Consider the following 26,394-nt stretch of genomic DNA (forward strand, 5'->3'; position numbering starts at 1 on the left):
TCATGGCGCGCATCGCGAGACGCGAATTCCTCAGGATCGCCGGCGCGACGCTGGCTTCGGCTGCATTGCCGCGGCTGGTCGCTGCCGACGAAACGTGGTCGGGCGGCACCGAGCGGCCGATGTTCCAATTGCCCGAAGGGGCGATCGACTGCCACATGCACATCTACGACGACCGGTTTCCGGTCGCGCCGGGCACGACGCTGCGCCCGCCGAATGCGACCGTCGCGCAGTACCGGCGCGTGCAGACGCGGATCGGCGTGAAGCGCAACGTGGTCGTGACGCCGTCGACGTACGGGACGGACAACCGCTGCACGCTGGCGGCGCTCGCGCAGTTCGGCGCCGACGCGCGCGGCGTGGCCGTCGTCGACGGCACCGTGAGCGACGACGAACTTCGGGCGCTCGATCGCGGCGGCATCCGTGCGATCCGGTTCAACCTGAGCTATCCGGGCGCGACGACGCTCGACATGCTGGCGCCGCTCGCCGCGCGTATCGCGAACCTCGGCTGGCATATCGAACTGGTGGTGCAGGGCGCGCGGCTGCCGGAACTCGAGCGTCATCTTGCGGTGCTGCCTTGTCCGCTCGTCATCGACCATATCGCGCATGTGCCGCAGCCCGGCGGGCTGTCGTCGGCCGCGTTTCGCACCGCGCAACGCCTCGTCGAGAAGGGCCGTACGTGGATCACGTTGTCGGGGCCGTACGTCGACAGCAAGACGGGCGCGCCTGCCTACGACGACGTCGCGCCGGTCGCGAAGGCGCTGATCGACATGGCGCCGGAACGCATGCTGTGGGGCACCGACTGGCCGCACCCGACGCAGAAGACGGACAAACCGGACGACGCGAGCATGCTGGACGTGATCGCCGGGTGGATCGGGCGTCCGGACTGGCAGCAGCGGATATTCGTCAGTAACCCTGCAAAACTGTACGGATTTGCATAGCGCAGACGGGATGTCGCGAAAGGAGCGGTCAACTTTGATCTCCGCGGTGGCGACATGCACCGCTTTCGCGACCGCGCTTCGGCGGTTTGCCGAAGCGACGGTTAAAGTCTGCGATGAAGGAGGGCGCATACGCATTGGCAGCCTCCCGTGTGCTGATTCCGCGCAGTCTAAGCTCTTCGACGAGCCGGTCCTGCAACCTCAGATCGGCCCGTTCCACACGGCCCTTGGCCTGACTTGAGTTTGCACAGAACGCGTCGACATTGAGTTCGTGCAGTGCTCGGCCAAACTGCGTGACGCCTTTGCCGGCAGTCTCCGAACCAGCGTCGGCCCGAAAATCGGCGTAGCGATCCCGGATGATCGTCAGGGCCCGCTGGGCCAACTCCGCATCCAGCCGCCGGTTGCCAGGACCGCCACGCTTGCGCGAGGTCAGGCCCGCCGCGCCAGACTCCCGGTATCGAATCACCAGTCGCTCGATCTGCCGGACCGTCAGGCCCAGGCGTTCGGCCGCGCGACCAGGCTTCAGCCCCAAATCCACCACGGCCTGGATTACCTTCAGACGGTCGAGTTCTCGCATGTTCAATGTCACCAGAGCTGTTCGGTGCATCGCCGGCTCCATGATCTGACGGGGAGCCGGCAAGCTTACCGAGGTCCAAAACGCGACATTTCTAAATGGCTGGAACACGACATTTCTAAAAAGCTACTACATCGTTCCAGATGATAATCCGCATTATGTAAAGTCAAATGCGCGACAATGTGACTGCCAATCTACCGCTTGCGAATGACGAACGGTGCTTTGTAATGTCGACCACGGGCAGCTTTTCGACTATCTCAAACTGCTACGCTCGTTCGAGTGTCGTCTGCTGCTTTAACTGCATTCCGGGGCACGATAACGTGAACGCTCCATGTCCACCGGATCCCGGCATTTCTGCAGCCACCATGTATCGTTACAACGAATTCGACAAGGCCTTCGTGGCGAATCGCGCCGCTCAGTTTCGCGATCAGATCGAGCGCTGGCAAAGTGGCAAACTCAGTGACGCAGAGTTTCTGCCACTGCGTCTCCAAAACGGTTGGTACGTGCAGCGTCACGCTCCGATGTTGCGTGTCGCCGTTCCGTACGGCGAACTCTCAAGTGCGCAGATTCGCGTTTTGGCACGCATTGCTCGCGAGTACGACGAGCCTGATACCGAAGTCTACCGTCGAGCACTTGATGCCCAGCGTAAACTTGGCACCGAACGCCTGCCGACGCATCAGGCGCACTTCACGACCCGAACGAATGTCCAGTACAACTGGATTCCGCTCTCCAAAGCCGCCGACGTGATGGATCTTCTCGCAACCGTCGACATGCACGGCATACAGACGAGCGGCAACTGCATCCGAAACATATCCTGCGACGAGCGAGCAGGTGTTGCGCCGGACGAAATTGCAGATCCGCGGCCTTTTGCAGAACTGATGCGCCAATGGACGACGCTGCATCCCGAATTCGCATTCCTGCCGCGCAAGTTCAAGATCGCCATTTCCGGCTCCACCGAGGACCGTGCGGCAACGGGCTGGCACGACGTCGGACTGCGACTCGTCCAAGACGAGGACGGCGAACTTGGATTTCGCGTATTGGTGGGCGGTGGCATGGGCAGAACGCCGGTGATCGGCGTCGTGCTGCGCGAATTCCTTCCGTGGCGGCACATCATGAACTACATCGAGGCCGTTGTCCGCGTGTACAACCAGTTCGGCCGAAGAGACAACAAATACAAAGCTCGGATCAAGATCCTCGCAAAGGCTGAAGGCCAGCGTTTCATCGACGAGGTCGAAGAGGAATTCAGGCAAATCGTGGACTGTGACGGGGGGCCCCATACGATCCCGCAGGCAGAGTTGGATCGCATGAGGTCGTACTTCGCGGTGCCGCCCGAAGTGGCCGCGAGTCGCCCCGCCGATCCGGAAGCGGAAGTTGTGCGTACGGCAACTGCACGGCAGTCTCCCCAATTCGCGCGCTGGCTCGAGCGTAACGTCGCGTCACACCGCGATCCGTCGCTGCGCATCGTCACCCTCTCCTTCAAGCGACCATTGCAGTCACCAGGAGATGCGTCTGCAGAGCAACTCGAACGGATCGCAGAGCTCGCGGATCGCTTCTCGGCAGGCGAAGCACGCGTCACCCATAGCCAGAATATCGTGCTGCCCTGGGTTCATGTCGACGATTTGCTCCCGCTCTGGCACGCGGCGGTTGCCGTGCAACTCGCAAGCGCAAATGTACATTTGCTCACTGACATGATCTCGTGCCCTGGCGGCGACTTCTGCGCGCTCGCCAATGCTCGGTCGCTACCGGTTGCGCAAAGCATCATGGAGCGCTTCCAGGATCTCGACGAACTGAATGACATCGGCGAAATCGACCTCCACATCAGCGGCTGTATCAATTCGTGTGGACATCATCACAGCGGGCATATAGGCATCCTCGGCGTCGACAAGGACGGCGCGGAGTGGTACCAAATCACACTGGGTGGAGCAGACGGCTCCGCGCGCAGCGGCGTTGCACGGCCCGGCAAGGTCATCGGCCCGTCGTTCGCGGCACATGAAGTAACCGATGCCGTCGGGGCGGTGCTCGATTGTTATCTGGCGCTACGTGCGCGGTCGGGCGAACGCTACGAGACCTTTATCGAAACGTTGCGCCGGGTCGGACTCGAACCGTTCAAGTCGGCTGCCGATGCGGCTCGCACAACCGCGGAGACTCTCGCATGAACGCCGTTGCACGCATTCGTCTTCTCGACGCGGGCGAACATGCCGCCGACGCCGCCCCATCCGTACTCACGTTGCCGAACGATGCCGACCCGCGCGTGTACGCGCTCCAGATCGCAACCGCGACGCGCGTCGATTTGCATTTCCCGTCGTTTACTGACGGGCGAGCGTATAGCCAGGCTTATTACCTGCGCCGACGGCTCGGCTTCAAGGGCGACTTGCGGGCCACTGGTGAGGTTCTCGTCGATCAATTGCAGCAGATGGAGCGCATGGGTTTTTCGAGTGCGGTACTGAAGGAGGGCTCCGACAGCGAAGCGGCCCGGCGGCAGCTGGAACGATTTGCGGCGTTCTATCAGGGCGATGTCACGCGTGCAGCACCCTATCGTGAGCAGGACGTAGGTCGCTGAACGACTACTGCTTCATGTGGGTTCACGACGCGAGATCGCTCGGCAATTTGATCTTCTTCCCAGTATTGCAGCAACCGGCAGGCATCGACCGCCGGTTGCGCGAAGGCGAGCTTCCACATCATCCTGCATGGGTCGGCGTGGCTTCACTATGCCGACAAGCGCGGCAGCATCCCGCTTGCCGCTGGTAAAGTCGTTTTTCTGCTGCCCGATGTGCCGCACGGATTGTCGCCGAGCCTGGTTGACCAGCGGGCCTGCGCCGTCGGTGGCAGCCGCCCGCTCGAGCGACGCGTGTCGTTGCAACCGCTCGCCCCGTCTGTCGACGGTAGCGTCGCCCTCGCCTGCGGCTTCATCGGGTTGCACTCCACCGTGTCGCACGCGATCGTGTCGCTCCTCGAGCTCGGGGCGAATGGCGGCTGCGGCGATCTGCGCAATGCCGGGTCCCGCTTCGACCCCGCTGGCGCGAAGCCGCATTCATTCCGATCGTTCCCCCAACGCGGTCCAGTTAGGGCGCAACTCGCCGTTCATACGGGCGGCACCGCCGCGTAACGCTCCCGACATTACACGCGCGGCCTGACGCTCGGCTATGGCATACGTCAATGATTACCAGCAGCCAAACGGGTTCGATTTGATTTCGAACTCTCGGGCAAGGCCGGGCTGATCGAGCATCACGACCTTTGATGCCGGATATCGAGCCGGTGCCCGTCGAATTCAACGACCTGGTAAAGACACCTCGCGGCGCGCGCGGGAAGTCTTCGATTCGGGGCGGGCCTTTCAGACGCGTCGCGTCAGCGGCACGCGCAGCGATGCTGAATCCACTCAGCAATTCGCTTAGTGCGCCGCGTGGCTTCCAGTTGACGTATCTGCTCCGACCGCGGGAGCTGCGAAACGTGCAGTGCCTCGGCGGCGCACGTGACATAGCGGTGTTCCGGGACGGCCAGGAAGTAACGGATAACCCACACCAGCATGGTGAATTTCCTCGCACCCGGGAACAATTGGTCTTGCCTATGGTTGGCATCACAAACCCGTCTTGGACACTATGACGGAACAGGTCCATTCTCTGCTCAACGCACCGCACCGACCGACACGGCAACGAATGCCAGACTGAATGGAGCTGACCATGCAAGAGATCATCGACGGTTTTCTGAAGTTTCAACGGGACATCATGCCCGCGCGCAGGGAGTTGTTCCGCAAGCTGGCCACCAGCCAGACGCCGCGCACCCTGTTCATTTCCTGTTCCGATAGTCGCATGGTTCCCGAACTGGTCACGCAGCGTGAACCGGGCGATCTGTTCGTGATCCGCAATGCCGGCAACATCGTACCGTCGTTCGGTCCCGAGCCGGGCGGCGTATCGGCTACCGTCGAATATGCAGTGGCCGCGCTCGGCGTGACGGATGTGGTGATTTGCGGCCACTCGGACTGCGGCGCGATGACCGCCGTTGCGACGTGCAAGTGTCTCGATCACATGCCTGCCGTCGCCAACTGGCTGCGCTACGCCGACTCGGCGAAGCTCGTCAACGAATCGCGTGAACATGCGAGCGAGCGCAAGCGCGTCGACTCGATGGTGCGCGAGAACGTCATCGCACAGCTCGACAACCTCAAGACCCATCCCTCCGTTGCACTGGGACTCGCACAAGGCCGCCTCAATTTGCACGGATGGGTCTACGACATCGAATCCGGCTCGATCGACGCGCTCGACGCCGCGACTCGCCGGTTCGTGCCGCTCGCCGCGCATCCGGATGTCACCGCGACGCCCGCCGAATGCGTGGCTGCGCTCTGATTCCCGGCTCGTCACACCGACTGCCGATCTCACCAGGTTGATTTTCTCAAGGAGCAACATCATGACCCAATCGCAAGTTACACCGAACGCGCGCGAAGCTTTGACCGAAACGATCGTCGACGCGAAGGTGCGTAAGAACCTCACGTTCGAAGCCATCAACGAAGGCACGGGCCTGAGCCTCGCATACACGACGGCCGCGCTGCTCGGTCAGCATGCACTGCCTGAGAATGCGGCGAAGCTCGTCGCCGAACGCCTCGGGCTCGACGACGACGCCGTACGCCTGCTGCAAACCATTCCCGTGCGCGGCAGCATTCCGGGTGGCGTGCCGACCGATCCGACCGTCTACCGCTTCTACGAAATGGTGCAGGTGTACGGCTCGACGTTGAAGGCGCTGGTACACGAGAAATTCGGCGACGGCATCATCAGCGCGATCAACTTCAAGCTCGATATCCAGAAGGTCCCCGACCCGGAAGGTGGCGAGCGTGCCGTCATCACGCTCGACGGCAAGTATCTGCCGACCAAGCCGTTCTGAACCCACGATTCAAAGACGAAAGTTCTTACTGAGCACCGGTGCCGCGCTTGCTTCAGGCGGCCTTGCCCTCTCGGGCTGCACGATCGCGGAGCTGCGCTCCACGTCGAGCACCAGCAACGCGCCGCACCCCACAAGGAGATCCGAAATGACTTCACCCGCAGCAATTCGCCCGCCGCTCCCCCCGTTCACGCTGGAGTCGGCCATCGAGAAAGTCCGTCTCGCAGAAGACGGTTGGAATTCGCGCGACGCCGCTAAGGTCGCGCTCGCCTATTCGCTCGACACGAAATGGCGCAATCGTGCAGAGTTCGCGAACAATCGCACGGAAGCGCAGGCGTTTCTCGAGCGCAAATGGAAGAAGGAGCACGAGTATCGTCTGATCAAGGAGCTGTGGGCATTCGGCGGCAATCGCATTGCCGTGCGCTACGCCTACGAATGGCATGACGACTCGGGCAACTGGTTCCGCTCCTACGGCAACGAGAACTGGGAGTTCGGCGAGGACGGCCTCATGCAACACCGCTATGCATGTATCAACGACATGCCGATCAAAGAGTCCGAGCGCAAGTATCACTGGCCCTTGGGCCGTCGGCCGGACGATCATCCGGGACTGAGCGAGTTGGGACTTTGAAGCCCGGCGCGTTAGAGCCGCAATGAGAGGTTCGCGCCCAACAATCTCGTGGCGAAGCACAACGGATTGTTGGGCGTGTGTTGAAGTTCACCGGTACTACTGGTTGTGTCGAGTGGTGCGCGAATCTCGTCTGGTGGCTCAGCTACCTCGGGCCGACGAAGGCCTAGCTGAGGAAGTGATCCGCAGCCTCGTGAACCACATCCGACATGAAGGTCCAATAGCAAAACCTTCGCACGGACATCCCCTTCTGTTACCCGAACGCATCGCGTGCGGAGACGAGGAGACCGTCGCTCTCAGGGTTTTCTAACGGCGGCGGCGCTGGTTTGCCCGCTAGCTGAATCTATGGTCACTGTTAGCAGAGTCTTCGAACCGCGACAGCACTACCATTAGTAAAACTGACCTTATATCGAAACAAGGAAATGGAAACATCATGAACAAGAGAATCCGTCACATCTCTTACGTCCTGTCGGCACTCACGCTGGCTGCTTCCGCCACGACCGCGCTTGCTGCATCGTCCGCAGAAGCGGCTTCACCGGGTTACCACTCTGCTGCGCCGTTGATTCAGCGGAATGCGGCGCCGGAAGCTCAGCGCGCAATGACCCGCGGCGAGGTGATCAACGACATGATCAAGGCCGGGCAGGACGGTACTCTGCAACGCCCGGACGACACGGTTTTCCACGGCTCGTGACGCCAGACCAAGCGGCTGCGGCGAAGCGAGTCGCCTCGATGTGTCTCTGTCCAGTGGATCGTCAGTTGCAGCACTCAATGCGGCAACGATCACGGCGAATTCGATCGTGAATAATTCTTCAACCAGAGCCCACGTCGGATTTGCTGACGCGGCCGAATCTACAGCCACCAAGCACGCGGTTGACGGTTTGGCTAAGCGCCCTGCGATGAAGGTGTCGCGATCGACGCGCATGCTAACGCGGCGGCGGCAAGGCCGCTCGCCACTGAAATGTTGGATCGTTACCGAGGCCGCGACGGGTCATCAAGACCGGGTTTCCTGTCGACGATCTCGGCAAAAACCGCTGTCGTAGGCAAATCCGCTCACGCTGCATCAGCTCCGATGCAAGTCTCTCAACTACTCGACACCGTCGATGTCGGCGAAGGTCAGGTCGACTTCCCGAACCGATCAGTGAGCAGCTTTAAGAACGCCCTGCTTGCTGCGGTGCGATACCCACCCTTGCGCTCTAAAACGGCGGCCGTGCGCGTTGGCAGAGGTGGATCGAGCGGCACGGGATGCAGGCCCTCTTGCACGCGTGCGATGTGATCAGGGAGAACCGTCGCCAGCTGCCCGCGACGCACGATCTCAACGATTGCACCGATGGTGTCCACTTCGATTGCGACAAGCGGTCGAATCGCGTGACGCGCAAAATGCTCATCGATGAACCGGCGCGTCGCGAACGTGTCGTTCAGCAAGACCAACGGTTCCTTGCCAAAGTCACGCCCCGCGAGTGCCCTGCGGCGCGACGCACGCGGGTGGCTGTGGCCGACTACCAAGCTCAGCGTCTCCTCGAAAAGCGATTGGCTTTCTATGTCGGCCGAAAAGGCCGGATGGAATGCCACACCGATATCGAGCTTGTCGTCCGCAAGCTGCGCCTCCATCTGGTCCTGCGTGAGTTCGCGAATATCGATTCTGATGCCAGGATGCAGCTGATGGAACTCATCGACGAGCGGCCCGACCAAGGATGCCGTATAGGTCGGCGTTACTGCGAAACGCAGGCTACCCCTACTCAGCTCCGCCACGTCGTGTATCGCCCTCACCCCTGCGTCAAGGTCCTGCAGCGCGAGTTTGGCGTAACGCATCCACGCTTCTCCCGCGTCGGTCAGGTGAACGGTTCTGCCGGAACGGTCGAACAGCGGTGTTCCCAAGGTGTCCTCGAGCTGCCGGATCTGCTGCGATAAGGTCGGCTGCGATACGTGAAGTGCCTCGGCAGCGCGCGTGAAATTCTGCTGTTCTGCCACTGCAAGGAAGTAACGGATGTGACGGAGCAGCACGGGCATCCCCTCATCTATTGGTCATTCCTATCGACTCTATCGCAAACCAGCCTTGGACACTATTGAAATTCGCATCCATCCTAGGTGCATCGAATCAACGCCACATTGAAGCTGATCGTGAAGGAGATCGTCGACGGATTGCGGAAGACGCCGAACCGGCCCGTTAGGGCGCTGGTGCTGAATGAAATTATTCTGTGGAAGGCATGATTGTGCGCTATCAGGTGACACATGATTCGACAGTGGTGGATTCCGGGAAGCGTGTACTGGCGAGAATCGAAGAAGGCGCGTCAACAAGGCGCAGGTCCAAAGCTGCGTGACGGTTCCTTTCTGCGTGGGCATCGATAACGTGATATCGCCAGCAGCGCGGCATCGAAATTCGGATCTCTGGCAAAAATCGATTGCGGAACAGTCTCGAGCAGGCTGTGGTGCGCCCGGCAGTAGTCGGCTGACGGATCGAGCCACTCCCTCTTCCACCGTGATGCAGTGACATCGGCGTCGTTCAGAACAAGACATCTGAAGCAATACACCAAGTCAAGTCCACGCTCGTCTGATACCGCGCCGCGATTCGACCCAACCAGCTACCAAACGCCTCTTCCAGGAAGGGCCGAGGTGCGATGGGCCACGGCCAGGGGGTGTCAAACATGCGCGCGGGCAACTCGTGCAAGGCGAGCGATATCGATGCACTCGTCACCGTTCCTGATCGCCCACTCTGGTGCTTCGTTGAGGATCGTAGATATGGCGCCAGTCAGCCGTCCGCTTATCTCGAGAATAAGCTGGACAAGCGTCGCGACAGATTCAATGCTCTACCCTACTTGACCGTCGCCAACGGCAAAAACAATGCCAACGGGTCGTGCGTGAGGGGCTGGAAGCCGAAGTGGCCATAGAACGCCGCGGCGCCCTCGTCCTTCGCGTCGACGGTCAACGCGACGGCCGGGACTTCCGAGCTGGTCGCGCGCCGGAGCGCATTGACCAGCAAAGCGGCACCCAGGCCCCTGCCCCTATACCGGCGATCAACGGCCAGTCGCCCCATGCGCACCGCCGGGATCGCGGGATAGCGCGGCAGCTTGCGCGCTACCTCATGGGGCAAATCGGCCAACGCGACGCTGGCGGCTGACAGCGTGTAATAGCCAGCAACGAAATTGCCGTCAAGCATCACAAAGCACGCGGCGACGCGACGGCGAACGTCCTGCGTCACCGTTTCGCGCAAGTAGCGGTCAAGCGCCGGCGTGCCACATTCAAAACCGGTTCGATCATGGGCTGCGGCGAGCACGGCCACCGTGAGCTGCGGACCGGTCATTCATTACGCAGCAACTGGTCGTGACGACCGAGCGCCCGCTGCAAGGCGTCCGTGGGCTTGGCGGGCGATAGAATCGCCGCGGCGAAGCGCTCCGAATCCGCCACCGACAGGCGAATCAAGTCCGCGTCGGAAATGGCGCGTTGCGCGGCTTCGCGCGCAGCGGACACGACGAAGTCCGACATCGTGCGCCCCTGGATCTCGGCGGCCCGGCGGATCACCGCCAGCACGTCGGCCTCGACGCGCGCTTCAAAGCGAGTAGTAGCCATAAGGTGTTACCTCCTTGCGCTACTGTACGGAAATTTGCCGGGCTCGTCAAATTGTACGGAAAATTGCCGGTGGCATTCGCGAGTATCGAAACCGGCGCCGGTCAATGCGTACTCCCGTGAAACGGCGCTTGGGGCAGCCTCGCCCGATCCAGCGTTCCGGGTACCAGTTGTCTGATCAGTTTCGGGTCCAGGTTCAATCGTCACTTCTTCCTTGCGTTTGCGTGGCATAAAGTGGCTCCTTGGTCGCCGGTTTATGCCTCGCACACAAAGATTCGGATAGGTTCCGTCGTGCAGTCCGACACCGGAAATTCCATGACGCATTCATTTCGTATTGCGGATCCGATATCCCCGGATGCGCCATCCTGTGCGGCGGCGCCCGCAACCCCACCGATTCGTCAGGCCTTTTTGCTTTTCTGTCTGCCGGACGACTTGCGCTTCCTCGGTGCGGGACCGGCTGTCGTGTGCATCGTGAAGATCTGCGGCATGTTCGCTTCGCCGTCCATGTAATCTGCCGTGTCGATCCGGCCGACCGTCTTAAGGCTGCGAATCATCACCTTGCCGCTGTCGGGATAGGTGCAGACCTCGTGCGGATCGTTCAACCCCATGGCCAGGTAGACCAGATCCTCGTCGAACGGATTCGCCAGCTGGTGTCCGATGCCGCTGCTTGCCGGGCACGAGATGCAATCGCCGGGACCGATTTCGCGCAGCGTATCGCCATAGCGGAACACCCCGCGTCCCGACAGCACGAAGAAGACCTCGTCCTCGCGCGCATGGGTGTGAAACGGACAGGCAGTGCGGCCGGGCGGCACGCGTGAAAGATTCACGCCGATTCTGCCGGGAACCGTGTCGAGCACAGGCGTAAGTGGTTTGTAAGACCCGCCCCAGTGCGTCCCTTCCATGTGATCGACCGCCTCGACATCTTCGACGTTGACGACATTCAGCTGCAGGCGCTTTTTCTTCATCTTGTGTCCTTGCTTGCGGGGCGGCTGACCATTCTATAGGGTCAGCCGCGCCCGCACGACCGCAGTGCCCGCAACGTGCACGCGGTCTTCCGCGTCCTCAACGATCAGGCGGCCGCCGCGCGGGGGCCCCTGCAGCGCCGACAAGCGACGCCGCTCCAGACGCCCGGCCCAGAACGGCGCCAGTTTGCAATGGGCCGACACGCATACCTGATCCTCGTTCACCCCGAGCGCGGGAAAGAAGGAACGGGACACAAAATCGACGCCGGTGCGCCGGCCGGGCGCCGTGACGACATGGCCGCGGCAGTCGAAGGTCTTCAGCGCGTCGAAGTCGGGCGTGAGCCCGCTTGCCGTTTCCTCCGAATCAGCAGCACCAGAAAGTCGTCGACCGCGCGCGCGAAATGGTCGATCGTCGCGCCCGGCGCCGCGAGGAGGCGCGGCGACAGCGCGGCGGGCGTCGTATGCATGCAGCGGTCCGCAATGGGTATGAAAGCACAGCGGACCGCTTGCCCGAACCTGCTCGACATCGTACAGATACCCCATCGTCGCGATGGTGGCGTGACCGCAGATGTTCAGCTCGGCGCCCGGCTACCGTTCGATCACGAAGGCCGTGGTCGGCAGCGTGAGTTGCGTGGCGATCGCCTGCATCCGCACGACCGGCGGCAACGCGCTCTTCACCACGATGACGCCTCAAGCCGCCGCCACCGCCACCATCACCGAATAAGCCTTGAACACCGCCGTCGCCGGCTGCCCCACGACAAGCCCCAACGCATCGACCGCGTCGTTCGTGACGCTCGACGTCACGTTCACACCCCCCGCCAGCGTCACGACGACGAGCGACGTCGTCGCGCCGCGCTCGATCCGCGAGATCGTCCCGCTGAACTGGTTGCGCGCGGACAGCACGTAGCCGGCGAAATCGGCGACCAGCACGACGGCCGACGACTTGATCAGCGCGATCGCGTCCTGCCCTATCTTGAGTTCGAGCCGCTTCGCCGCGGCCGTGGTCATCGTCGCAACGATCTCCTGATCGCCCGATATCTTCAACGTCACCTGGGTCGTGACCGGTCCATCGCTGACCGCGGCGATGGTTCCCGAAAACTGATTGCGAGCGGTGGTTTTCACTGCGATTCTCCTGAGTAGTCCGGACAGCGCCGGAGATTGAACCAGCCATGCTTCCTGTTCCCGCAGGAACCGTCGGGTCCTCACCTGCAGCACCCGCCATGCAGACAGCAACTCCCGTGCAACGGGCGTAAGCCGTGTACCGCCGCCGCCCTTGCCTCCCGTCTCCGTCGTGAACAACGGCTGGCTCGCAAGATTCGACGCGCTCTCGAGCACCAGCCACGCACCCTTGTAGCTATAACCGGCCACGCGCGCCGCACGGTTGATCGAACCCGTGTTGTCGATCGCTTCCAGGAGCGCGAAAAACCGCTCGTCGAGGCGGCCCGCGAGCTTCAGCTCGCCGATCAACAGCGTCGCATCGTTGCGCGTGCCGCACGTCTCTCGCATCCGTCCGCCGCGTCAGTCGATCGCGGACGCGCGCAGCAAACCGCGCACACGCTGTTCGTGCGGCGTCGGCGGGCGCGCGTCCGCGCACATGCGTTCCAGCGAAGTCGCGACGCCGCGCTGCACGTCGACCTCGCGCACGGCCCGGCCCTGCTCGATCACGAATGCGACGTCGGCAAGCGCCACCACATCGTCGACGTCGTGCGTGATCATCATCGCGGGGATCTGCCACTCGCGGAGCACCTCGTCGAGATAGCGTCGCAAGTCGCGTCGCAACGGTGGATCGAGCGCGGAGAACGGTTCGTCGAGCAACAGCAGGCCGGGCTGGCACGCGAGCGAGCGCGCCAGCGCGACACGCTGCCGTTGCCCGCCCGACAGCCCGTCGGTCCGGCTCCCGGCAAGCGACGCGAGACCGAAGCGCTCCAGCAACTCGTCCACACGCCCACGTGCGTCGTTCGACAAGCGGCGTCGATACCACGTGGTCAGCCCGAACGCGACGTTCTCGCGCACCGACAAATGCGGAAACAGCGCGTAATGCTGGAACAGGCAGCCGATGCCGCGCCGCTCGGGCGGCACGTCGATTCCGCAGTCCGCGTCGAACAGCGTGCGCCGGTTGACGCGCACGTGCCCTCGTCGCGGCGCAAGCAGCCCGGCGACGGTCTGCAGCGTCAACGACTTGCCGGCGCCCGACGGTCCGTAGAGCGCGATCACGCGCGCGTCTGACGCGAAGCGCATCGCGAGCGCGAAACGCCGTGTGCCGTCCGACACCGCCACATCGAAGTCGACGTCGATCACCGGTACGCTCCGTCACGCATGCGTGAAGCCGTACCGCTTCAGGATCGCCTGTGCGTCCGGGCCGAACAGATACGCGATGAACGCCTTCGCGAGCGCAGGCGCGCTGCTCGCGCGAACGGCGACGACCGGATAAACGACCGGATCGTGGTCGTCCACCGTCTGCACGACCGCGACCCGATCCGGCATCAGCATCGCGTCGGTCCGATAGACGAAGCCCGCGTCGGCCTCGGCGCGCGCGACGTAGTCGAGCACCTGCCGCACGCTGTCGGACTCCACGATCTTCGGCCCGAGTACGCCCCACAGCTTCGCGCGCTCGAGCGCCTGCTGCGTATACCGGCCGCATGGCACGGTCGCGATCTTGCCGATCGCGATCCGTCGCACGGCCGGGTCCGCTAGCGCGGCGAGCGACTTCACGGGCGACGCGTCGCCGGCCGGCACGACCAGCACCAGCGTGTTCGTCGCGAGCGTGCGCTGCGTCGCGCCGTCGAAGATGCCCGCATCGATGCCGCGCGTGACGGTCGCCGCATCGGCGCTGACGAATACGTCGACCGGCGCGCCCACGCGGATCTGCTGAAGCAGCGTGCCCGATGCGCCGAAGTTCATCCGCACCGTCACGCCGGGATGCGCGGCTTCGAAGCGCGGCACGATCTCCTTGAACGCATCGGTCATGCTGGCCGCGGCCGACACGGTCAGTTGCTGCGCGAGCGCGACGACGGGCGCGAGCACGCATAGCAGGCTCGCGAAGCATCGAATCATTGATTTCATGAAGCCCTCTCCGGCTCAACGTAGTGTGAAAAAGCGCTTGGACAACACGAGCACCGCGACGGACAGCACCGACGTGACGCACGCGAGAAAGAACGCGGTGCCGTCGCGGCCATCCTGCATCGCGTCGTAAATCGCGAGCGACAGCGTCTGCGTCTCGCGCGGGATGTCGCCCGCGATCATCAAGGTCGCGCCGAACTCGCCCATCGCGCGCGCGAACGCGAGCAGCGCGCCCGCCAGAATCGCCGGCCATGCGAGCGGCAGCGTGACGCGCACGAAGGTCGAGAATGGCGACTGCCGCAGCGTGCGTGCGGCCGCCTCGAGCGAGCGGTCGACGCCCGCGAACGCGGCGCTTGCGGACTTCAACACCAGCGGCAGCGCCACGATCGTCGACGCGAGCACCGCGCCGTGCCAGTTGAACACGAACGTGTAGCCGAACTGTTCATGGAGCCAGCTGCCGAGCGCGCTACGCCGGCCCGCGACGATCAGAATCCCGTAGCCGATCACGGTCGGCGGCAACACCAGCGGCAACATGCAGGCGGCTTCGACGATCGCGCTCCCCGCAAAGCGACGGCGCGCGAACAGCCAGCCGAGCGCGATGCCGGCGATCGATGCGAGCAGCGTCGCGAGGCTCGCGACTTTCAGCGACAGCAACAGCGGCGGCCAGTCGATGCGTTGTAGGAAACCCGACATTTGCGACACCTTTCGTGATGAACTCGGCTACATCACCGACGTTGCAAGATGCAGGCCATCCTCCATCGCGAGGCGTCGGCCGGCAGGAAAAACTCAACTACGACCTAGCCGCGCGAGTGCCTTGCACGCAGGTTCGAAATCGCGCAGGGCCGGCTCGAGCAGCTGCCGATGCGGGCGGAGCAATACGGCCACGTGGCGAATCTGCACCGCGCAGCGTGCCAGGCCGCCGAACCCGGCGCTCGTCGCCGCACGCGTATTCGACATCGAGAAAGACACCGAGGCGACGTAACGAAACCGACATGTCCGATTCCTGACATGACACGAATGCCGTGCAGCGCCGGCACCGTCAGCCGTGACGCGGACACACGCATGCCGCCGTACGCGCCGCGCGCGAGATGCGCTGCGCCTTCAGCACACCGGCGATGAAGCTGGCGACGCTCGACGTGCGCAGCGCGATCCAGCGTACGCGACGGCGCGCGCAGTGTGCGCGCAGCGCGGCGAGCGAGTCGGGATCGATCGTGTCGAGCGGACACAGCACCGCGTCGGCGCGTTGCAGCAGCGCCGCGAACTGCTGCGCGCGCGGACCGCCGTCATCGTCGATCCGCGCCACGTGATGAACGAATTCGCCGCCCGACGTGCTCGACCATGCGCGCAATACCGCGTTGCTCCCCGGCCGGCCGCCGACGTAGACGAAGCGGCGGCCGACCAGCATCGCCGACAGCAAGTCGCCGTCGAGCATGACCTGCTCGACCGCCTGCAGCTCGTGCGCGAGGCTTGCCGCATGCGCGCGTACCCGCGCGAGACGCGCGAGCGCTTCGTGGTGCTCGCGCATCGATTGCGACGCGCGCTGCGTGCTGCGCTCGAGCGCGCACATCGCCGGCCGCGGCATGATCAGCGCGCGCCGGTGCGATCCCGGCCCGGCGGGTCGGGCTGCGCAGGCGGCGTCGCGAACCAGCTTTGCACGGTGTCGTACGAATAGCGGGTCAGCCGGTCGTGCCGCGCATGCGGCGCGAGCAGTTGCACCGACAACGGTTCCGCCCAGCGCCAGAAATCCGCGCGCAACGCGCTCGGCAAGCCGACGTCGTCGAATGCATGCCACAAATGCACGAGCCACAGCTCCCGCCCCTCCTCGTCGAGCAGCAGCGGCAACCCGGCGCCCGCCTGCAGACGCGCGTGACGCTGACTGAAATACAGCGGGCCGCCGCACGATTCGACGACGAAGTCGGCGACGCGCTCGACGATGCAATCGAAGCAGTCGCCGGCGCGTGCGAACAGCGGCGTCGTCTTCAAGCGCGCCATGTGGCACGCCACCAGATCGCGCAGGCCCGCTTCCGTGCAGATCGCGAGCAGCCGGTGCGGCGGCGCGGGCAGCGTCGGGCATACGGTCGGCCCGACGGCGTCGCGCCGCTCGTGTGGAAAAGGCGCGGCCGGCCATTGCAGCGTCCGATAGCAGGCGCGCGTACACGGCGTCCAGCGTGCGCGGGGCGTGGCCCCCGGGTTCGGGTTCATGAGCGTGTCGGCTCCCTGTTCGGTTTGTCGGTTATATATCGCGCTACATAACGATGTCCGAAACGAAGCAGGTTCCGCGCCACGTCGCGCGAAACGCCGCTATTCCGGTCCGAAGCAGTGCGCGTAATCGGCGCACGCGCCGCAGCTCGGCGCCCTGCAGACGAACAGTCCTTCGCGCTCGCACAGCTGCTTGTAAAAGAACTTCTTCCACTTCATGTCGCGCGTGTTCTTCGCGGCGAGCCGTGGAAACCACCGCCCGATCAGCGCGGACAGCTCGCGGCGCGACGGCAGCAGCAAGTCCTGCCACAGATGGTTGTCGCCCGCGCAGGCGGCCGCCAGCACGCAGGCGACGCAGCGCGCTTCGTCGCGCGTGCCCGCATCGGAGTCGGCGTGCTCGACGAAGAGCGCGACGAGATCGTCGAACTCGTCGTCACGCGGCGTGTGCGGTTGTGTGTGCATCGGCGGCAGCGCAGCGCCGGGCGACTCGGCGCACGCCGCGAGTGCGGCCCGTGCGCCCGGAAACCAGCGATCCAGCACGCGGTGCGTATCGGTCGCACCGAGCCCGGCGGTCGTCGCGGCGTCGGCCTCGCCGCGTGCAAACGCTACCGCGAGCGGGCCGACGAACGCGAGCACGGTCGGATCCTGCGCGTCGAGCGCACAACGCATCAGGATCGCGCGCACGTCCATCGCCGCTCGCCCCGTCAAACCTGCGCCGCCGCGTGCGTATAGCACTTCTTCGGGCAGATCTTCGCGCACGCGGTGCAGCCGATGCACAGCTGCCGGTGCGCAATCGTCATCACCTTCTTCTCGTACTCGTCGTCATCGTCGCTGTCGCTGTCGAGCGCGACGTGCTCGCCGTCCTCGTCGACGCCGACCAGCTCGAGCACGCCGCGCGGACACACCTTGAAGCAGCGGCCGCAGCCGATGCATTTGGCCTCGTCGAGCGTGGACACGAACGTCGGCGTCCAGGTCTCCCCGCTCGGCAGTTTCACGTTGAAGGTTTCGCTCATGGTCGGGTGCCTCGCGTCACGCGGCGCTCGCCTTGCGCGCTTCCATCAATGCGGCATGCGCATCGTGACAGCGCTGCGCGACGGCGAGAATCTGCTCCCAGTTGGTCGGCAGTTCCTCGGACAGGTCGTGCAGATCCATCTTCGCCTGCGTCGCCTGGGCATTGAGCTTTTTGAGGCGCGCTTTCAGTTCGTCGGCTTGGTTGGTCATCGATTTTCTCCACGTTGCGCCGCTCACGCGCCGTACTGCGCGACGGCCGGGTACGCGCGAATCATCTCGATCGCGTCGTCGAGGAACTTGCCGCCCGCCGCCGCGAGCTTCTCGAGCGACGGAAAGCCGAAGCGGTGCACGTCGCGCAATTGCTTGTTGACGACGACGAGCCGCCCCGCGATCAGTACCATCCGGCCGAAGCCCTCATGGCTCATCTTCATCATCGGCGACACCATCTGGCGCGTCTCGCGTTCGATCGCGACCGCAACCGCCGCATAGAACAGCTCGAGCCGCCACAGCGTCTCCGGGTCGGGGTCGCCGATGATCGGAATCGCGCGCCGCTCGTCCGCGCTCAGGATGAACGGCTTCAGCAGTTGCAGGTCGCTGCGGTTCTCCCAGGTGCCGTGCAGGTCCTGTGCACGCAGCTGCTTGATCAGCTGCTGCACGAACGGCGTCGCGAGCAGCGCTTCGTCCGCGGCCGCGTCGGGCGTCGTGTCGATGGTGGCGTCAGCCATGTGATACCTCGTCGTCTTCGTCGAAATCGAATGTGCGCCCGCCGTCCTTCGCGAGCGCCTTGCGCAGCCATGGCGGCGGCGTGCCGTTGAGCACCTCCTGCAGCTTTACCAGGATCTCGCCGATCGGTTCGGGCTGCGGCACCTTGATCGGATGGATCTTCAGTGCGACGACGCGCGCCGCGCCCGAGCCGCCGATCGCGGCGACGTACAGGATCGCGCAGTCCCTGATCGCGTCGAGCTTCGGCGCGAGCTTGTCCTCGTCGCCGTCCTCCTCGAGCTTGCCGCCGAACTCGAACGACTCGACGAAGGTGTGCCCGTCCGGCCGCACGTCGTACGTGACGATGCTTTTCGCCCAGCCGAAATGCGCGTCGACGTGCTCTTTGTCCTGGGTCGCGAAGGCGATCTTCATGCGGTGTGCTCCTGGTCGAATATCGGTTGGGCGACGATCGGAATGTCCAATGTGCGCGCGGGATCGCGCGCCGCGAGATCGACCGCGTGCGGCGGCAGCGGCCAGTCGCCCGGGCCGTGATGCGCAATCCGTTCGATCATCAGGTTCGCGATCTCGAAGATCAGGTTCATGGTGCCGCGATAGCCGACCTGGCAGCGGTGCGCGTTGCCGATCCGGTCGAACACCGGGAAGCCGACGCGCATCAGCGGCTTGCCGAGCCGCTCGGCCATCTGCCGGCCGTGCGAATGCGTGACCAGCAGATCGCAATCCGCCGCACGCTGCTCCAGGTCCTCGAGATCGCCGAGCAGCACGTGCGGCGCGGGCAGCAGCGCGTGCGCGGCCGACGCGGTCGTGCTGACGCAGCAGCGCAGCTCCGCGCCCATCTCGTGCAGCAGGCAGCCGAGCGCGAGCAGCAGGTCCGGCTCCGCACCGAGCGCGACCTTGATCCCGCCCGTGTAGAAGTGGCCGTCGAGCATCGCGTCGAGCAACTGGCTGCGTTGCCGCCGATACTTGTCCGGCACCGGCCGCCCGGCGAGCTGCGCGAGCCGCACGAGCAGCCGGTCGTTCGGCTCGAGCCCGGTGAGCCGCTCGAAGATCTCGAACGGCGCGCCGGTCAGCGCATGAAGCGTCTCGGCCGCCATCCGCGTCTGCTCGCCGACGCCGATCGTGAACGCGGACGCGCCCGCCGCCCGGATCTGCTCGAGCGTCGTGCCGCCGAGCGTCGTGCCGCGCCAGTCCGGCGCGATGTGGCCGTCGAGCGAGCCGGACAGGTCCGGCAGCACGATCGCGTCGAGCCCGAACGCCGCGACGATCTCGCGCAGCTCGTCGATGTCGGCCGGCGACAGGTGGCTGCCCGGCAGCAGCGTGACCTGCCGCGCGTTCGCCGGCAGCGGCTTCACGAGCGCGCGCACGATCGCGGCGACCGCAAGCCGGTAGCCGTCCTCGAAGCCGCCGACGTAGTCGGGCGTCGACACGTAGACGATCTCGGTATCGTCGAGCTCCGGCTTGCGCGTGCGTACGGTCCGCAGATAGCCTTCGACGTCGTCGCCCTTGGTTTCCGTGAGCCCCGTCGAGCAGATCGCGATGATCTTCGGCGCCGCGCGCTTGCGGATGTTCAGCAGCGCCGTCTCGATGTTCTCGTAGCCGCCGAGGATCGTGGTGACCTCGTTCATCGCGGTCGTCTGCAGCGGGATCGCCTCCTTGAAGTGACGCACGAGCAGCACCAGGCCGAACGACGTGCAGCCCTGCGAGCCGTGCATCACCGGCATGCACGCGTCGAGGCCCATGAACGCATAGCTCGCCCCGAGCGGCTGGCTCATCTTGAGCGGATTGACCGCGCAAGCCTTTTTCGAATCGACGACTTCAGCCATCGCAGCTCTCCCCGGCCCGCTCAGGCGACGACGCCCGGTTCGAGCCCCATCGCCCACGCATGCACGCCATGCGGAATCGGTGCCGATGCAGCCGCGGCAGCGGCCTGCGCCGCGCCGAGCGTCTCGCCGTCGTCGCCCCACGGCGCGGGGATCCGCACCTGCTGCCACACCGGGTTGAAGATCGCGCGATCGATCTCGTGCACGAGCTCGACCATCCCTTCGTAGCCGCCGTACGGATGGTGGCGCTCCTGGTTGATGTCGAGCCACGGCATGCGGGCCTTCAACGCGACGAACTGCGAGCGTCCGCCCGACAGCATGATGTCGGCCTTCGCGTCGCGCAGCATCGCGTACATCTCGCGCGGCGTCATGTCGTCGATCATGTGCGCGTCGTCGCCCATGATCTCCTTGATCTTCTCCTTGTCTTCCTTCGTGCTCTTCTTGACGCTGGTGCCGACGATCTCGAGCCCCGCCTCCTGCAGCGCGGCGACCACCGACCACGACTTCACGCCACCCGTGATCAGGAGCACGCGCTTGCCGGCGAGGCGCTTCCTGTAGTGCGCGATGCGCGCCCACGCGCGCGCTTCCTCGCTCGCGATCAGACGCTCGGCGCGCTCGACGAGGTCGGCCGGCGCGCCCTGCCGCACGAGCAGCGTCGCGATCTGCCGCAGCGTGTCGCTCATGTCGCCGATCCCATAGAACGAGCCCTCGAAATACGGAATCCCGTAGCGCTGCTGCATCCGCGTCGCGATGTTGATCATCGACTTCGAGCACACCATCATGTTGACCTTCGCGCGATGCGCGCTCGCCACCGCGTCGTAGCGGCCGTCGCCGGAGATGCACGACAGGATGCGCACGCCGAGCGCATCGAGCAGCGGCTTGACCTGCCACAGCTCGCCGGACAGGTTGTATTCGCCGATGATGTTGATGTCGTAGGGCGTCGTGTAGTCGGGCTCGCGCGTGCCGATCACGTAGTCGAGCAGCGCCTCGCCGCCGAGCTTGTTGCCGAGGTTCTTCGGCCCCGCGAAGCCGGGCGAGTTGACCGGAATCACCGGCTTGCCGAACTTCTCGGTGGCGCGCTTGCAGACGGCCTCGATGTCGTCGCCGATCAGCGCGGTCACGCAGGTCTGGTAGACGAACACGGCGGGCGGATCGTACTTCTCGATGATTTCGCGCACGCTTCGGAACAGCCGCTTCTCGCCGCCGTAGACGACGTCGAGCTCGTTGATGTCGGTCGTGAAGCCGGTGCGGTACAACTGCGAGCCCGACGATGCCGAGTGCCGGTTGTCCCACGAGTTGCCTTCGCACGCGATCGGGCCGTGCACGAGATGCGCGACGTCGACGATCGGCTGCAGCGCGATCTTCGCGCCGTCGAACGCGCAGCCGCCGGCCGCCGCGCCGGGCGAAAGCTGCTTCGTGCAGCCCTTCTTGCGTGCCTTCTCGCTCTTGTCCTGGTTCTTGTCGCAACCCGGTTCGTCGAACACTTCGGCAATCTTGGCTTTCAGCGATGCGGACATGACGGGTTCCTCTCAGGTTCGTGCAACGGGATATCCGCAAATTCCATACCATGCGGCTCGGCCCCATGAACACCGTTCGATGCGGTCTGACGGGGCGCGCGCGTTGTCGGGATTCGGACGCGCTTTGGACGGTTTTGAACGGAACCCGACAACGCGCGAGTGGCGCTCGAGCGGCGAACGCTGTAAGGCGCAGCGCCGGTGCGAGCGGGCGATCGCTCGTTCCCGCATCCGGTCGCGAAAGCGTTCGCCGACGCATCGGCCGGCGTTCGTGCGGTTCGCCGTTTCTTCATGTTCGTGCGCCGCCCGTCAGTTGTCGTCGGCCAGTACGTCGAGCGCGACGAGCTGCTCGTACAGCGCCCGCCTCGCCCGCCAGTTTCGCTCGCCCGCCACGCGCGGATCGCCGCCCTCGAACGCGGCGAGCGCGTCGTCGTCGGTCCAGTACACGATGGCTGCGCCGCGTGCGGCGAGCGCGGCCGCCGCCGCGTCGCGCAGCGTGACCGGCTGGTTGCCGCAGACGCCGCGACCGAGCACGTAGTCGGCCCGGTAGAGCGTCGCGTCCCAGCCATAGGCGTCGCCGAGCGCGCACAGCGCCGGATACGCGGTGCGCAGCGCCGCGTCGGGTTCGGCGCCGTCGAACGCGAGCAGCTCGCGCACCGTCAGCGTGTCGTGGATTTCGTCGCGCGCGAGCGGGTCGGACGCCGCCACCTTGCGCGCAAAATCGGCGTCGTCGTACGCGAACCATGCGTTCGGCGCGCCGGCTTCCGGCAGTTCAAGCACGTAGATCACCGCGTCCTCCTGGCGCCATCCGGCCGCTGCGGCCACGGCGCATGCGTCGGGCCGTGCATCGCGGCCCGGCGATGGCCGAGCGCTGCCACGGCGCACGCCGTCGAATCCTCGTCACGCGCGCCGCTCGCTCGCCGCGCCGAAAAAAAGCCGCCCCATACTGGCGGCGGGCCAAATTTCGCGAGGTAAAACCCTGTTGGACCGACCGCGCCGCGACCGAGCGACGCCACGTCGTAACGCCGTCGTATCGCAACGGCCGGCGCTCATTCGACGCCCTCCGCTGCCGTCTTCGCCCATACGGCCTTCCGGATGCGCTGCGCGATCCCTTGCGGGCTCGCGTCGAACGCGCGCTGCGCGGCCGCCAGCGCGCCCTGCGCGATCGCGGCCTCGTCGTGCGTGAGCGGCAGGCGCCCCGCCACGTGCGTGGCGCCGCGCACCGTGCGCGCGATCGCCTGGCGGTTCGGATGCTCGCCCAACGGCACCAGATGATCGGTCTCGCGCACGCCTGCGAGGCAGACCCAGCCGTCGATCACCTCGACCTTGCGGCCGTCCTGCGTCGTCTTGACGAGTACCCGTTCCGTCATCGCCGCCTCCGTGTCAACGGATGATGTCGTAGCTGTAGTCGGTCTTCGACGGCACCATCGTGTTCGCGTCGAGCGCTTCGAAGAATTCGTCCAGCAACATGATCAGCGTGCGCAGCGCGCCCGCGTAGCCCCAGGTCGGATAGCGGTGGTAGTGGTGGCGATCGAAGATCGGGAACACCATGCGCACGAGCGGCGTCTTCGTGTCGCGCTCGAGATACTTGCCGTAGGTGTTGCCGATCAGGAAATCCACGGGCTCCGTGAACAGCAGCGAGCGCATGTGCCACAGGTCGCGCTTCGGATACACCTTGCAGCCCGCGCCGTACGGCGACGCGTCGAACATCGCCTGCACCTTCGCCGCCCATGCCTCGTTGCCGTTGGTCGCGAGCACGTGCGCGGGCTCCGCGCCGAGTTCGAGCAGGAACTGCGTGTAGCCGAGCATCTGGTCCGGATCGCCGTACAACGCGTAGCGCTTGCCGTGCAGGTGCGCCTGGCTGTCGGCCATCGCGTCGACCAGCTGGCCGCGCTCCTTCTCGAGCTCCGCCGGGATCGGCTTGCCGGTGACGCGCGAGATTTCCATCAGGAAATGATCGGTGCCCGCCACGCCGACCGGCGCATTCAGCACGACGACTTCCTGGCCGTGCTCGGCGATGAACTTGCTGGTCTTCTCGCAGCAGTACTCCTGGAACACGAAGGTCGCCTTCGCGTGCAGCGCGCGTTCGACCTCCTCCTTCGTCGTGCCGCCCTCGTACATGCGGAACTCGCCGTCGGTCGGCGTGTTCCAGGTCTCGGACGGATCGCAGATCACGTTGACCTTCACGTCGAACAGCGCGAAGATCCGGCGAATTTCGGCCATGTTGCCGACGACGAAGCCGTCGAAGCCGCCGATGAAGTTCACGCTGTCGTCGGGCACGCGCACGAGCGGCGCCGCGCTGCCGGCCTTGCCGTCCCAGAAGTGCTTGAGGATGCCGAGCAGCGAATTGTCGTAACCGGTGACGTGGCTGCCGACGAACGCCGGCGTATGGGCGAACGGCACGTCGTAGTCTTCCGGCACGCTGCCCTTCTGCTTGCTGTTCTTGATGAACGCGTCGAGATCGTCGCCGATCACCTCGGCCATGCAGGTGGTCGACACCGCGATCATCTCGGGCTTGTAGAGGTTGTATGCGTTCGCGAGGCCGTCGATCATGTTGTTCAGGCCGCCGAACACCGCCGCATCCTCGGTCATCGACGAGCTGACGCACGAGGTCGGCTCCTTGAAGTGGCGCGAGAAGTGCGAACGGTAATACGCGACGCAGCCCTGCGAGCCGTGCACGAACGACAGCGTCTTGTGAAAGCCGTTCGCGACGTACACCGCGCCGAGCGGCTGGCACGCCTTGGCGGGATTCACCGTCAGCGAATCGCGCGCGAAGTTCTTTTGCTTGTAGTCCTCGGTCTTGGTCCACTCGACGATCTGCTTGACCGCCTCGTCGGGATGGTTGAACTCGAATTGCTCCTTCTTCGTGCGGAAAATCTCCTGATACTCGGGTTCGCGGAACAGCAACTCGTGATCGAGGATCTTGTCGGCGGATTGTGGCATCACGTACTCCTGATTCAGTCGTCAAATGGGCGGTGGGCGCGGTGCCGGCGGTCTGCAGCGAGCGTCGGCGGGCGGGGTCAGGCGGCCTTCTTCCACGGCGCCTTCGCGAGGCTCCAGACCGGGCTCGAAATCGCCATGTCCATGTCGCGCGCGAAGATCGCGAAGCCGTCGTAGCCGTGGTACGGGCCCGAGTAGTCCCAGCTGTGCATCTGCCGGAACGGCACGCCCATCTTCTGGAACACGTACTTTTCCTTGATCCCGGAACCGACGAGGTCCGGCTGCACCTGCTCGACGAACTTCTCGAACTCGTAGCCCGTCACGTCGTCGTAGATCAGCGTGCCGTCCTTCACGTAGTGCGTCGTGCGCTGGTAGTCGTCGTTGTGGCCGAACTCGTAGCCGGTGCCGACCACCTCCATCCCGAGATCCTCGTATGCGCCGATCACGTGGCGCGGACGCAGGCCGCCGACGAACAGCATCACCTTCTTGCCCTGCAACCGCGGCTTGTACCGTGCGATCACGGCGTCCATCAGCGGGCGGTACTTCGCGATCACCTTCTCGGCGTTCGCCTTGATCGTGTCGTCGAAGTGGCTCGCGATCTCGCGCAGGCTCTTCTCGATCATCGTCGGGCCGAAGAAGTTGTACTCGACCCACGGAATCCCGTACTTCTCCTCCATGTGCCGGCTGATGTAGTTCATCGAGCGGTAGCAGTGCAGCACGTTGAGCTTCGCCTTCGGCGTGTTCTCCAGCTCGGCGATCGTGCCGTCGCCCGACCACTGCGCGATCACGCGCAGGCCGATTTCCTCGAGCAGGATGCGGCTCGACCATGCGTCGCCGCCGATGTTGTAGTCGCCGATGATCGCGACGTCGTACGGCGTCGATTCGAACGCGGGGCGCTTGTCGGGATCGGTCTTGTCGAACACCCAGTCGCGGATCGCGTCGTTCGCGAGGTGGTGGCCGAGCGATTGCGACACGCCGCGAAAGCCTTCGCAGCGCACCGGCACGATCGTGTGGCCGGCGTATTCGGTCGCCTTCTTCTTCGACACCGCTTCGATGTCGTCGCCGATCAGGCCGATCGGGCATTCGCTCTGGATCGAGATGCCCTTGTTCAGCGGAAACAGCTGCTGGATCTCGTCGATGATCTTGTCGAGCTTCTTGTCGCCGCCGAACACGATGTCCTTCTCCTGGAAGTCGGACGTGAACTGCATCGTGACGAACGTGTCGATGCCGGTGGTGCCGATGTAGTAGTTGCGGCGCGCCGCCCACGAGTACTGGCCGCAGCCGACCGGACCGTGGCTGATGTGGATCATGTCCTTGATCGGCCCCCAGACGACGCCCTTCGAGCCCGCATACGCGCAGCCGCGGATCGTCATCACGCCGGGCAGCGACTTGATGTTGGATTTCACGCCACAGTCGGGCTTGCCCTCCTCGAAGGTACCCAAATGCTTGGCGCGCCGCTTGGCCATCTTCTCCGGATAGGCCTTCAGCACTTCGTCGATCAGGGCCTTGTTCGCGGCCTTGCGCTCTTCAACCGTGGCGGTCATAGCATGCTCCATATGTGAGGTCGTTCTCCACTGCGCGCCCCGCCGCGCGCGCCGCGCGGCGGGGCA

The 26,394-nt window shown here is 64.7% G+C and carries 31 protein-coding genes and 2 pseudogenes; 8 read left to right on the plus strand and 25 right to left on the minus strand.

The genetic code is table 11. The features are described from left to right. Positions 1-2 precede the first annotated feature (2 nt). Positions 3-935 (plus strand): amidohydrolase family protein, encoded by a 933-nt coding sequence (locus C3Y15_RS00285; RefSeq protein WP_059493843.1) that lies wholly within the window; start codon positions 3-5, stop codon positions 933-935. Positions 936-1,026: 91 nt separating this feature from the next. On the opposite strand, the pseudogene C3Y15_RS00290 reads toward C3Y15_RS00285, so the two are convergent. Beyond that, positions 1,027-1,539 (minus strand): annotated as a pseudogene (locus C3Y15_RS00290) (helix-turn-helix domain-containing protein); the annotation flags it as partial. 332 nt (positions 1,540-1,871) lie between these two features. Here C3Y15_RS00290 and C3Y15_RS00295 point away from each other — a divergent pair. The 3 genes from C3Y15_RS00295 to C3Y15_RS00305 all read left to right on the plus strand — a co-directional run bounded on the left by C3Y15_RS00295 (position 1,872) and on the right by C3Y15_RS00305 (position 4,612). Then, positions 1,872-3,662, plus strand: coding sequence for a nitrite/sulfite reductase (locus tag C3Y15_RS00295; protein WP_059493838.1), 1,791 nt, complete (start codon positions 1,872-1,874; stop codon positions 3,660-3,662). Further along, a complete protein-coding gene (locus C3Y15_RS00300) occupies positions 3,659-4,066 on the plus strand; it encodes a DUF934 domain-containing protein (RefSeq protein ID WP_059493836.1) in 408 nt (135 codons plus the stop codon). The genes C3Y15_RS00295 and C3Y15_RS00300 overlap by 4 nt, the downstream gene beginning before the upstream one ends. A gap of 123 nt (positions 4,067-4,189) precedes the next feature. Continuing rightward, complete coding sequence (locus C3Y15_RS00305; protein ID WP_230972935.1) at positions 4,190-4,612, plus strand: cupin domain-containing protein; 423 nt, start codon at positions 4,190-4,192, stop codon at positions 4,610-4,612. A gap of 239 nt (positions 4,613-4,851) precedes the next feature. On the opposite strand, the gene C3Y15_RS00310 is transcribed toward C3Y15_RS00305, so the two are convergent. Continuing rightward, positions 4,852-5,031: a LysR family transcriptional regulator gene (locus C3Y15_RS00310; RefSeq protein ID WP_059493835.1), complete on the minus strand. Its 180-nt coding sequence runs from the start codon at positions 5,029-5,031 to the stop codon at positions 4,852-4,854. 152 nt (positions 5,032-5,183) lie between these two features. Here C3Y15_RS00310 and C3Y15_RS00315 point away from each other — a divergent pair, with 152 nt between their 5' ends. From C3Y15_RS00315 to C3Y15_RS00330, 4 genes are all read left to right on the plus strand, one after another. Beyond that, on the plus strand, positions 5,184-5,843 hold the full coding sequence (locus tag C3Y15_RS00315; RefSeq protein WP_059457757.1) for a carbonic anhydrase: 660 nt from the start codon (positions 5,184-5,186) through the stop codon (positions 5,841-5,843). 61 nt (positions 5,844-5,904) lie between these two features. Then, a complete protein-coding gene (cynS, locus tag C3Y15_RS00320) occupies positions 5,905-6,375 on the plus strand; it encodes a cyanase (RefSeq protein WP_059457549.1) in 471 nt (156 codons plus the stop codon). Between the two features lie 145 nt (positions 6,376-6,520). Beyond that, positions 6,521-7,000, plus strand: a complete 480-nt coding sequence (locus tag C3Y15_RS00325; RefSeq protein WP_046424764.1) for a DUF1348 family protein — start codon at positions 6,521-6,523, stop codon at positions 6,998-7,000. 430 nt (positions 7,001-7,430) lie between these two features. Then, entirely contained in the window at positions 7,431-7,688 is a 258-nt protein-coding gene (locus tag C3Y15_RS00330) for a hypothetical protein (RefSeq protein WP_059493832.1), read from the plus strand. 422 nt (positions 7,689-8,110) lie between these two features. Here C3Y15_RS00330 and cynR read toward each other — a convergent pair whose 3' ends face one another. The 23 genes and pseudogenes from cynR to nifD all read right to left on the minus strand — a co-directional run bounded on the left by cynR (position 8,111) and on the right by nifD (position 26,328). Beyond that, entirely contained in the window at positions 8,111-8,998 is an 888-nt protein-coding gene (cynR, locus tag C3Y15_RS00335; protein ID WP_059457756.1) for a transcriptional regulator CynR, read from the minus strand. Between the two features lie 287 nt (positions 8,999-9,285). After that, positions 9,286-9,641: pseudogene (locus C3Y15_RS32080) on the minus strand (hypothetical protein). A gap of 165 nt (positions 9,642-9,806) precedes the next feature. After that, entirely contained in the window at positions 9,807-10,295 is a 489-nt protein-coding gene (locus C3Y15_RS00355) for a GNAT family N-acetyltransferase (RefSeq protein WP_059493830.1), read from the minus strand. Then, on the minus strand, positions 10,292-10,561 hold the full coding sequence (locus tag C3Y15_RS00360; protein WP_059457546.1) for a DUF1778 domain-containing protein: 270 nt from the start codon (positions 10,559-10,561) through the stop codon (positions 10,292-10,294). Before C3Y15_RS00360 ends, C3Y15_RS00355 begins: the two co-directional genes overlap by 4 nt. Positions 10,562-10,956: 395 nt before the next feature. After that, on the minus strand, positions 10,957-11,523 hold the full coding sequence (locus C3Y15_RS00365) for a cupin domain-containing protein (protein ID WP_060715418.1): 567 nt from the start codon (positions 11,521-11,523) through the stop codon (positions 10,957-10,959). Positions 11,524-11,556: 33 nt separating this feature from the next. Next, positions 11,557-12,063 (minus strand): PhzF family phenazine biosynthesis protein, encoded by a 507-nt coding sequence (locus C3Y15_RS00370; protein ID WP_081052188.1) that lies wholly within the window; start codon positions 12,061-12,063, stop codon positions 11,557-11,559. Positions 12,064-12,210: 147 nt separating this feature from the next. Continuing rightward, on the minus strand, positions 12,211-13,026 hold the full coding sequence (locus C3Y15_RS00375; protein ID WP_059454659.1) for a TOBE domain-containing protein: 816 nt from the start codon (positions 13,024-13,026) through the stop codon (positions 12,211-12,213). 12 nt (positions 13,027-13,038) lie between these two features. Beyond that, positions 13,039-13,818, minus strand: coding sequence for an ATP-binding cassette domain-containing protein (locus C3Y15_RS00380; RefSeq protein ID WP_034192732.1), 780 nt, complete (start codon positions 13,816-13,818; stop codon positions 13,039-13,041). A gap of 12 nt (positions 13,819-13,830) precedes the next feature. Next, positions 13,831-14,583 carry a molybdate ABC transporter substrate-binding protein gene (gene modA / locus C3Y15_RS00385; RefSeq protein WP_059493826.1) on the minus strand — a complete coding sequence of 251 codons (753 nt, stop codon included), beginning with the start codon at positions 14,581-14,583 and terminating at the stop codon, positions 13,831-13,833. A gap of 15 nt (positions 14,584-14,598) precedes the next feature. Further along, the gene (modB, locus tag C3Y15_RS00390) at positions 14,599-15,273 is read right to left on the minus strand and encodes a molybdate ABC transporter permease subunit (RefSeq protein ID WP_059493824.1); all 675 of its coding nucleotides are present in this window, start codon (positions 15,271-15,273) and stop codon (positions 14,599-14,601) included. A gap of 346 nt (positions 15,274-15,619) precedes the next feature. Then, positions 15,620-16,162, minus strand: a complete 543-nt coding sequence (locus C3Y15_RS00395; RefSeq protein WP_059493822.1) for a DUF2325 domain-containing protein — start codon at positions 16,160-16,162, stop codon at positions 15,620-15,622. A gap of 2 nt (positions 16,163-16,164) precedes the next feature. Continuing rightward, positions 16,165-16,782: an oxygen-binding protein gene (locus C3Y15_RS00400; RefSeq protein ID WP_052747048.1), complete on the minus strand. Its 618-nt coding sequence runs from the start codon at positions 16,780-16,782 to the stop codon at positions 16,165-16,167. A gap of 99 nt (positions 16,783-16,881) precedes the next feature. After that, positions 16,882-17,469: a nitrogen fixation protein NifQ gene (locus C3Y15_RS00405; RefSeq protein WP_046424779.1), complete on the minus strand. Its 588-nt coding sequence runs from the start codon at positions 17,467-17,469 to the stop codon at positions 16,882-16,884. A gap of 14 nt (positions 17,470-17,483) precedes the next feature. After that, entirely contained in the window at positions 17,484-17,792 is a 309-nt protein-coding gene (gene fdxB / locus C3Y15_RS00410) for a ferredoxin III, nif-specific (protein WP_011880156.1), read from the minus strand. A gap of 16 nt (positions 17,793-17,808) precedes the next feature. Beyond that, on the minus strand, positions 17,809-18,000 hold the full coding sequence (locus tag C3Y15_RS00415; RefSeq protein WP_011880155.1) for a CCE_0567 family metalloprotein: 192 nt from the start codon (positions 17,998-18,000) through the stop codon (positions 17,809-17,811). Positions 18,001-18,023: 23 nt separating this feature from the next. After that, positions 18,024-18,515: a NifX-associated nitrogen fixation protein gene (locus tag C3Y15_RS00420; RefSeq protein ID WP_014725872.1), complete on the minus strand. Its 492-nt coding sequence runs from the start codon at positions 18,513-18,515 to the stop codon at positions 18,024-18,026. Then, entirely contained in the window at positions 18,508-18,924 is a 417-nt protein-coding gene (gene nifX / locus C3Y15_RS00425; RefSeq protein WP_011880153.1) for a nitrogen fixation protein NifX, read from the minus strand. The genes C3Y15_RS00420 and nifX overlap by 8 nt, the downstream gene beginning before the upstream one ends. After that, positions 18,921-20,333 (minus strand): nitrogenase iron-molybdenum cofactor biosynthesis protein NifN, encoded by a 1,413-nt coding sequence (gene nifN / locus C3Y15_RS00430; protein WP_059493820.1) that lies wholly within the window; start codon positions 20,331-20,333, stop codon positions 18,921-18,923. Before nifN ends, nifX begins: the two co-directional genes overlap by 4 nt. Positions 20,334-20,353: 20 nt before the next feature. Continuing rightward, positions 20,354-21,847, minus strand: coding sequence for a nitrogenase iron-molybdenum cofactor biosynthesis protein NifE (gene nifE / locus C3Y15_RS00435; RefSeq protein WP_059493818.1), 1,494 nt, complete (start codon positions 21,845-21,847; stop codon positions 20,354-20,356). 306 nt (positions 21,848-22,153) lie between these two features. Next, positions 22,154-22,633, minus strand: coding sequence for a hypothetical protein (locus C3Y15_RS00440; protein WP_059493966.1), 480 nt, complete (start codon positions 22,631-22,633; stop codon positions 22,154-22,156). Positions 22,634-22,893: 260 nt separating this feature from the next. Next, the gene (locus tag C3Y15_RS00445; RefSeq protein ID WP_014725868.1) at positions 22,894-23,214 is read right to left on the minus strand and encodes a hypothetical protein; all 321 of its coding nucleotides are present in this window, start codon (positions 23,212-23,214) and stop codon (positions 22,894-22,896) included. Positions 23,215-23,227: 13 nt separating this feature from the next. After that, positions 23,228-24,787, minus strand: coding sequence for a nitrogenase molybdenum-iron protein subunit beta (gene nifK / locus C3Y15_RS00450; RefSeq protein ID WP_011880148.1), 1,560 nt, complete (start codon positions 24,785-24,787; stop codon positions 23,228-23,230). Positions 24,788-24,864: 77 nt separating this feature from the next. Next, a complete protein-coding gene (nifD, locus tag C3Y15_RS00455; RefSeq protein WP_011880147.1) occupies positions 24,865-26,328 on the minus strand; it encodes a nitrogenase molybdenum-iron protein alpha chain in 1,464 nt (487 codons plus the stop codon). Between the last annotated feature and the right edge of the window lie 66 nt (positions 26,329-26,394).

The organism is Burkholderia sp. B10 (genome assembly GCF_004368385.1).
Taxonomy (GTDB): Bacteria; Pseudomonadota; Gammaproteobacteria; order Burkholderiales; family Burkholderiaceae; genus Burkholderia; species Burkholderia vietnamiensis.